Annotated in this window: 7 protein-coding genes and 1 pseudogene; 5 read left to right on the top strand and 3 right to left on the bottom strand. The window is 63.1% G+C overall.

The window, feature by feature from the left end; genetic code table 11:
- Positions 1-100: 100 nt before the first annotated feature.
- Positions 101-742, bottom strand: coding sequence for a PEP-CTERM sorting domain-containing protein (locus IF809_RS25785; protein ID WP_462838911.1), 642 nt, complete (start codon positions 740-742; stop codon positions 101-103).
- A 223-nt stretch (positions 743-965) separates the two neighbouring features.
- Here IF809_RS25785 and IF809_RS25780 point away from each other — a divergent pair.
- From IF809_RS25780 to uraD, 5 genes and pseudogenes are all read left to right on the top strand, one after another.
- Positions 966-1,586, top strand: a pseudogene (locus IF809_RS25780) (IS5 family transposase); the annotation flags it as partial.
- Positions 1,587-1,704: 118 nt separating this feature from the next.
- Complete coding sequence (locus IF809_RS25775) at positions 1,705-1,983, top strand: hypothetical protein (RefSeq protein WP_462838914.1); 279 nt, start codon at positions 1,705-1,707, stop codon at positions 1,981-1,983.
- Positions 1,984-2,071: 88 nt separating this feature from the next.
- Entirely contained in the window at positions 2,072-2,485 is a 414-nt protein-coding gene (locus tag IF809_RS25770; RefSeq protein WP_462838910.1) for a DUF3830 family protein, read from the top strand.
- Entirely contained in the window at positions 2,486-3,421 is a 936-nt protein-coding gene (gene puuE / locus IF809_RS25765; protein ID WP_462838909.1) for an allantoinase PuuE, read from the top strand.
- Positions 3,422-3,425: 4 nt separating this feature from the next.
- Positions 3,426-4,313, top strand: a complete 888-nt coding sequence (uraD, locus tag IF809_RS25760; RefSeq protein WP_462838908.1) for a 2-oxo-4-hydroxy-4-carboxy-5-ureidoimidazoline decarboxylase — start codon at positions 3,426-3,428, stop codon at positions 4,311-4,313.
- Here the strand turns inward: uraD and IF809_RS25755 are convergent.
- Positions 4,310-7,033, bottom strand: a complete 2,724-nt coding sequence (locus tag IF809_RS25755) for a molybdopterin-dependent oxidoreductase (protein ID WP_462838907.1) — start codon at positions 7,031-7,033, stop codon at positions 4,310-4,312. The genes uraD and IF809_RS25755 overlap by 4 nt on opposite strands.
- Positions 7,030-7,857 (bottom strand): FAD binding domain-containing protein, encoded by an 828-nt coding sequence (locus tag IF809_RS25750; protein ID WP_462838906.1) that lies wholly within the window; start codon positions 7,855-7,857, stop codon positions 7,030-7,032. Before IF809_RS25750 ends, IF809_RS25755 begins: the two co-directional genes overlap by 4 nt.
- Positions 7,858-7,866 lie beyond the last annotated feature (9 nt).

Here is a 7,866-nt window from a genome sequence, read left to right as displayed (position 1 = left end):
AGTTCGTCGGCAGCGTCAGATGTGTATAAGAGACAGGATCTCGGCTTCTGCATTGTCAGAAGCAAACAACCGCCCCGAAGGGCGGTTGTCGTGGGTTCATTCAAACGAGCCGGACCAGCTGTTCGGGCCCTCGCCGTCGATAGGCCAATAGCCCGACGCCCGCGAAGCCCAATACCATCATGGCCCAAGTCGAGGCCTCAGGTACGGCTGCGACCGTAATCCGATCTTGCTGGAAATCCTCCAGCACACCGCCGAGAACAGACAGATGCGCCGACACGATGATCTCTCCGTTAGAAGCGGTGGCATAGAACGGATTCTCGGCATTCACCCTTAGCGGAGAGTCAGACAGTGTCGTCACATGACCGAACTGGTCAGTGTACGACAGCGTGAGTGTTACACCGCGATCGTTGGTGTGAACCAGGAATTGCTCAGATGTCCAACCAAAGCCGGGGCCGAGGTTCCACGTCAGATCCGTGAAGCCGTTGCCGCTGGATGATGTTATGTCAGCCTGACCGCCTGAGGCGTGCAGCTCTGTTGAGCTGCTGTAGTTGACGGCCGTATGTGTGTGATTGGTGAAGCCGGTGAGGCTAAATCCGGTTTGGCCGCCAACATTAAACAGAATATTTTCGTCGGGATTACCCGGATTGTGTCCTGCCGACACGATAACGTCGGCATGAGCGGTGCCTGCCATCAACACACCCGCTAAAGCGGTTATTGCCAGAAATCGGGGGTTCGTTTTCACAATTATCTCCTCTCGTCCAAAATAACATTTTCAGTAAAGGACCCGCGAAAAGTTGACGCGCTGATCTAAATCAAACGAGATTAGGAATTAAATTGCTGCAGCCGTTTTTTAGGGTGCACGTACTGTCAAACGTTTTGGTTTAAGCGTTGCGATAGTGCGCTCAGTGAGCGATTTAATTACGCTTCTTAGGAATTAACAACTAAGCTCGCTCTTAAAGAGCGCTGTGGAGGAGCGAGAGCGCCAAAGCGCCGAACATACTCGCGTGAATTGGCGCGATTGTCCGCCCGACTATGGTCCCTACACAACGATCTGCAATCGGTTCAATCAATGGGTCAAGCGTGGGCATTGGCAGGCGATCTTCGAAGTGCTTGCCCGCGGCGGCAAGGATGGCGTGACCTTGTCCATCGACGCCACCTCGACCAAGGCGCATCGCTCGGCGAGCGGCGGAAAAGGGTGGAGCACAAACAGGCGGTCGGCGGCTCGCGTGGCGGACGGACCACGAAAATTCCACGCGCTGAGGGATCCTGATTGCGGGCCTTGCGCATTTCACCTAATTCCGGGACAAGACGCCGGCACCGCCGCAGCTGGAACTCGCGCCACCCATGTCGGCCCTCATTGGCGACAAGGGCTATGACGTTGATGGCTTGCGCGCCGAAATCCTCAATCGCGGCGCCAAGCCCGTCATTTCAAACAAATCCAACCGGGTAAGCCTCCACAGCTTCAACAAGCGCATCTATAAAGGGCGAAATGTCATCGAACGCTGCTTCTGCAGGCTCAAGGACTTCCGGCGCATCGCAACCGTTACGACAAGCTCGCCAGAAATTTCCTGGCTGCGATTCAACTCGATGGGCGAGCAAATTTTCTGACCCGGGCTAAATTTTCGGCACTCGCGTTCGCGGGCCCGATGGACTTGACCGACGCCATCAGGTTGAATGGGGCAACCGAGGTTAGGTACGACAACGATGTCGAAATATCTGCTGATCCTGCTTTTGATCGCCTCGCCGGCTGCGGCACAGGTAAAGCCTGCTCCCAAAGCCTCAGCGGCGCATCCCGACCCCTGCGCTCCCATCGGGCGCACCGCGGACGGCAAACTGGTTTATTCCATGAAATGCGAGAGCCTGCCGGCACCGCCTCCGCCCCCGGCGCAGGCGGACCTGAAAGAGGCTCCCGGACCGGCTGCAGAGCCGGAGCCGGAGGTCCGGCGGAGCGGCCTGTTCGGCTGGTCTTATGACCGCAGGTGAAGGGGCGAGAGCCACTTGCGCGAAGGTCTCGGCAGTGCTCTTTGTCTGCAAGTCTCCGTAGGCCATGTCCCCGAGCCAGAGACATGAGATGAGCAAACTCGCTATCCGTGCCGGTGATTTCGCCTTCGATGCCTGTTTCGAAGAGCAGGCAGCGCCCAAGACCGTTGCCGCGTTCCGGCGGACGTTGCCTTTCGAGAGCCACGTCATCCATGTGCGCTGGAGTGGTGAAGCCGTCTGGATGCCGCTTGGCGATCTCGACTTCTGCGTCGGTTACGAGAACCACACCAGCTATCCCGCGCCGGGACAGATCATTCTTTGTCCCGGCGGCATCAGCGAGACCGAGATCCTGATAGCCTATGGCGGTGTCCGCTTCGCCAGCAAGGTGGGCCAGCTCGCCGGCAATCACTTCATCACGCTAACCTCGGGTCTTGAGAACCTGGCAACGTTGGGCAAGAGCGTGCTGTGGAAGGGCGCGCTGCCGATCCGCTTTGAGGAAGTCTGAGTGACCGATATCAACTACCCCCGTGATCTCCGCGGTTACGGCCGCAACCCGCCGCACCCACAATGGCCCGGCAACGCTAGGGTCGCGGTGCAGTTCGTCGTCAATTTCGAGGAAGGCGGCGAGAACAACATCTTGCACGGCGACGGCGCCTCGGAAGCATTCCTGTCCGATGTGCTCGGCGCGCAACCCTGGCCCGGTCAGCGCCACGCCAATATCGAATCCATGTTCGAATATGGTTCGCGCGCGGGCTTCTGGCGGCTGTGGCGGGCGTTCAACGAGCGGAAGTGGCCGGCGACCGTGTTCGGGGTCGCCAATGCGCTGACGCGCAATCCGGAAATCGTCGCGGCCATGAAGGAGTCCGGCTGGGACATCGCGAGCCACAGCCTGAAGTGGATCGAGCACAAGGACATGACGGAAGCGCAGGAGCGCGCCGAGATTGCCGACGCGATCCGCGTCCATACGGAGGCCACCGGTGCGCGGCCGCTCGGCTGGTACACCGGGCGCTCCTCCATCAACACCAACCGTCTGCTGATGGAGGAGGGCGGTTTCCTCTATCTGTGCGACTCCTATGCCGACGATCTGCCTTATTGGGTCAAGGGCGCTAACGGCAAGCAGCTCATCATTCCCTATACGCTTGACGCCAACGATATGCGGTTCATCAATCCGCAGGGCTTTTCCGAAGGCGAGCAGTTCTTCACCTATCTCAAGGACGCCTTCGACGTGCTCTATGCGGAAGGGCAAACGGCACCGAAGATGATGTCGGTGGGCCTGCACTGCCGTCTCGCCGGCCGGCCCGGCCGCGCCGCGGGACTGATCCGCTTCCTCGACTATATCGGCAAGCAGGAGCGCGTCTGGGTGCCGACGAGGCTCCAGATCGCGCAGCATTGGCACGACAAGCACGCGCATCTTGCCTCTGACGCGTTCGAGATCAGGTGAGGTGATGGCGCAGATTCCGCTCGCCGATCTCAATGCCGCAAGCAAGGCCGATTTCGTTGCGGCCCTCGCCAATGTCGTCGAATATTCGCCGTGGATCGCCGAGCAGCTCGCCGGCAAGCGGCCGTTCGTCGGCATCAATCAGCTGCATGCCGCGCTGATGGCGGCGATCCAGGCCGCCGAACCCGACCTGCAGCTGGCACTGATCCGCGCGCATCCCGATCTCGCCGACAAGACCCAGCGCGCGGCGGGCCTGACGGCGGAATCGACCGGCGAGCAGAACAGCGCCGGCCTCGACCGGCTCTCGGAGGCCGAATACGCGGCGTTCGAACGCGTCAACAATGCCTATCGCGAAAAGTTCGGCTTCCCCTACATCGTCTGCGTGCGGCGTCACACCAGGGACTCGATCCTGCGCGACTTCGAGAGGCGCCTGCGCAATATTGCCAAGACCGAGACACGCCGCGCGATCGAGGAGATCGGCCGCATCTCGGCGCTGCGGCTCGATCAGCTGGTTTTCGCCGACGACAAACTGAAAGTGCATGGCCGTCTGTCGACCCATGTGTTGGACAATCATGCGGGCAAGCCGGCATCCGGAATCGCGGTGGAGCTGCTTGAGCTCGCCGCGCTCGGCGAGAGCCGCGTGATCGCACGTGGCGTCACCAACGCCGATGGCCGCACCGACCCGCCGCTGATCGGCGGCCGCCCCTTGCCGATCGGTCGCTACGAGCTGCGCTTCGGCATCGCCAAATACTACGCCGAGCGCAACGTACAGCTTGCGGATCCGCCATTCCTGGACGAGATCCCGCTGCGCTTCGCGATCAGCGAACCGGAGGGCCACTACCACGTGCCGTTGCTGGTCACGCCGTGGAGTTACTCGACCTATCGCGGCAGCTAGCCGCCGAACTTGTCGAGCAGCGCCGGAAACAGCCGATCCGGCTTGAAAGGCGGCGCCGTGAAGCGGATGCCGGTGGCATCCGCAATCGCGTTGCCCAGCGCGGCGGCGACCGGATTGTACGGGCTCTCGCTCATCGACTTCGCGCCGAGCGGTCCGATGGTGTCAGACGTCTCGGCGAAGAACACTTCGGTGCGTGGCACATCCGCGAAGGACGGCAGATGGTAATCGCGGAACTTGGGATTGGTGACGCGGCCCGCCGCGTCGATCACCATCTCCTCGTAGAGCGCAGCGCCAAGGGCTTGCGCGACGCCGCCCTCGACCTGGCCGCGGCACTGCATGGGATTGGCGAGGACGCCGGCATCGGCCGCCTGCACGCTGCGGAGAATCCGGACCTCACCGGTGCCCTTGTTCACGGCGACCCGAAAGCCCTGCACGTTGAAACCGACCGAACGCGGCGTGCCTTCGGAATTGCCGTGGCCTGCCAGAGGACGACGGTCTTCGCGCGCGAGCCTCGCCAGCTCGACAAAGGACATCCGCCGCACGCCGCTGACGACGAACTCGTCCTCGAGCGTGCAAGTCGCGACATCGCAGAGCCACGCGCTGGCGGCAGCCACCTTCAACTCAGTCGCGAGCTGCGTCGCCGCGGCCTGCGTCGCTTTGCCGGCCACAAAGATGCCTGTGCTGCCATAGGCGCCGGTGTCGTGGCCGCCATGGGCGGTATCGGACTGGCGCAGGCGGATCCTGTCGACGGTGGTTGCGAGGATGGTCGCGGCGATCTGCCGGTGCACGGTGCTGGTGCCGTTGCCGAACTCGGCGGTACCGACGGTGAGCTCGAAGCCGCCGTCGTCGTTGAGTTTGATCGTGGCGTCCGCGATGTGGCCAGCGGGCGGCACCGTGTCGATCATGGTCAGCGCGATGCCCTCGCCGGTCAGCCAGTCCGGCGGCAGGTCAGGTGGCTGGTCCGCCTGCATCGCGCGCTCGACGAGGTCGATGCACTGGTCGAGCCCGTAGGAGCCGTACAGCACGTCGTGATATTCGGACTCGGGCGGCGACAGCATGGGATCGCCAGGCTTGACAGTGTTGCGGCGGCGCATGTCGTAGGGGCTGATGGCGAGCTGCCTGGCAAGCTCGTCGATTGCAGCTTCCACCGCGATGACGGCCTGCGGCAGGCCATAACCACGAAACGCGCCTGCGGGCACCGTGTTGGTGTAGACGACGAAGCCGTCGACCCGCTTGTTGGGGCAGTTGTAAACGGCGATGGACTCCGACACCGCGTGGAGCATCACGGAGGGGCCGTGATTGCCATAGGCGCCGGTGTTGGAGAGAACGTCGAGCTGGAGCGCGGTGAGCTTGCCCTCCACATCGGCACCGGCCTTGATGTGAACCCGCATCGGATGCCGCGTCGAGGTCGCGGTGAACTGCTCCTCGCGCGTGAGCTCGAGCTTGACGGGCCGCCTGGTCTTCAGCGCGGCCAGCGCCAGGATATCCTCGACAAACATCTCCTGCTTGCCGCCGAAGCCGCCGCCGACCCGCTCACAGAATACGCGGACCTTGTCGATGGGAAGTCCAAAGATGCCCGAGAGCGCGCGCCGGGTCAGGAACGGCACCTGCGTGGACGTGCGGACGTTGAGCGCGCCAGTCGCGTCGAGCCAGGCAAGGCCGCCATGGGTCTCCAGCGCCGCATGTTGCACACGGTGGCTGTGGAAGGTGCCCTCGTAAGTGACGGCGGACGTGGCGAGGGCGGAGGCGACGTCGCCAAACTCGCCATGGATCTCGGCGACGAGATTGCGCTGCGCGTCGGCGACGCGGTTCGCGGCGGTGCGACCGGGATGAACGCGCGGCGATCCCGGCGCCATCGCGAATTCAGGATCAATCAACGCTGGCAAAATCTCGTACTCGACCTTCAGCCGCCGGCATGCCTCCTCGGCCGCGGCTTCGCTCTCGGCGACCACGGCGGCAACCTTCTGGCCGATGAAGCGGACCACGTCGTCGAGGACACGTGTGTCCTCGGGGTCCATCCAGTCCTTCTCGTGCCGCGCCGTCGAGAACAGAACCGCAGGCGCATCCTCATGTGTCAGGATCGCGTGCACGCCGGGCACAGTCATCGCCGCCGATCTGTCGATCGCGATAATCCTGGCATGCGCGTGCGGTGAGCGCAGCAGTTTGATGTGGAGCATGCCGTCAATTTGCGTGTCGAGCGTGTAGCGCGCTCTGCCGCGGACAACATTGGGGCCTGCGGGTGCCGGCAGGCTGCGACCGAACGCGGCGCCGGCTTCGACGCGCTCCTCGACATTGCTCCTGCCGTGGATCGCATCCTCGATCGAGCGATAGCCGGTGCAGCGGCAAATATTGCCCTTCAAGGCGGCGCCGAGATCGGTGCGCTGGGCCTGGTTCAGCGAGGCGCAGGTCAGGATCATGCCGGCAGTGCAGAAGCCGCACTGGAACGCTTGCGCGTCAAGAAAGGCTTGCTGCATCGGGTGCGCGCCGTGATCGCTGCCGAGACCCTCGATCGTGGTGATGGTGCGTCCTTCCGCGCGAAACGCGGGAATCAGGCAGCTATGCACGGGCTCGCCGTCGAGCAGCACGGTACAGGCGCCGCAATCGCCGGCGTCGCAGCCCTTCTTCACGCCAAAATGGCCGAGCTCGCGCAGGAACGTGCGCAGGCATTGGCCCGCGCGCGGCGCATGCGGGAACATCGTGCCGTTGATTTCAAAGCTCATGGCGGGGTTGTCCCTAGGAGCTCGGCGCGGATTTCCTCTGCAAGCCGCAGCGTCATGTGCTTGCGCCAGAGCGGCTTGCCATGAATGTCGGTGTGATAGAGATCGTCGGTAATCTCCTCGACGACAGCGGCGCGAAGCGCGTCCGCGTCAGGCTGCTTTGCAAACGATATCTGGATCGGGCGTATGGTCGAGGCAGTCACCGTCAGCTTCAACGTTCCCTTGCTGTCGAGGCTTCCGATCAAAAGGGCCGCGGAGCGGCCGACCGGCGCAAGCGAGATCTGGCGAAACGCGCAGCGGCGTTTCAGTGCCGGAAGCGGTATATCGATCTGCCGCAGCAGGTCGCCCGGCGACAGGCGGTTGCGCTGATTGCCGGTGACGAATTCGGCGACGGGAACCCTCTGCTCGCCGCCGTCCGCTTTCCAGATGGTGCAGACGCCCTCGAGCGCTGATGTCAGCGAGATCATCGGTCCCGCCGGCAGCGACATGCAGAGATTGCCGCCCACTGTAGCCGTCTTCCAGATCTTGAAGGAGGCGAGGAAGGCGCGGCAGCACCGGCTGATCAGCGGCGCTGCGAGCCAATCAGGCGGGCAGGTGAGCGCATCGAGTTGCGAAATCGTGCAGGTGGCCGCAATGCTGAGGTGGCTGTCCGTGGCAACCAGCGCCGGCCATTTCAGGTCGGTGAGATCGATCAGTCGCGTAAGGTGGGCTTGCGGTTCCGAGAACAGCCACGTGCCGCCCGCGAGCCAAGCATCACCTGGCGTCCAAACGGGCAGTTCGGAGCGCGTTTGCGGATGGGAAACCGCTGTGATGGTATTCAAGTCCATGGCTGCGAT

The organism is Bradyrhizobium sp. UFLA06-24 (genome assembly GCF_054967145.1).
Note: the sequence above shows the minus strand (reverse complement) of the source record. Positions and strands in the feature narration are given on the sequence as shown.

Coding starts and splice junctions, on each gene's coding strand:
- IF809_RS25750 (WP_462838906.1), bottom strand. CDS start 7,857: ATGGACTTGAATACCATCACAGCGGTTTCCCATCCGCAAACGCGCTCC.
- IF809_RS25755 (WP_462838907.1), bottom strand. CDS start 7,033: ATGAGCTTTGAAATCAACGGCACGATGTTCCCGCATGCGCCGCGCGCG.
- IF809_RS25770 (WP_462838910.1), top strand. CDS start 2,072: ATGAGCAAACTCGCTATCCGTGCCGGTGATTTCGCCTTCGATGCCTGT.
- uraD (WP_462838908.1), top strand. CDS start 3,426: ATGGCGCAGATTCCGCTCGCCGATCTCAATGCCGCAAGCAAGGCCGAT.
- IF809_RS25775 (WP_462838914.1), top strand. CDS start 1,705: ATGTCGAAATATCTGCTGATCCTGCTTTTGATCGCCTCGCCGGCTGCG.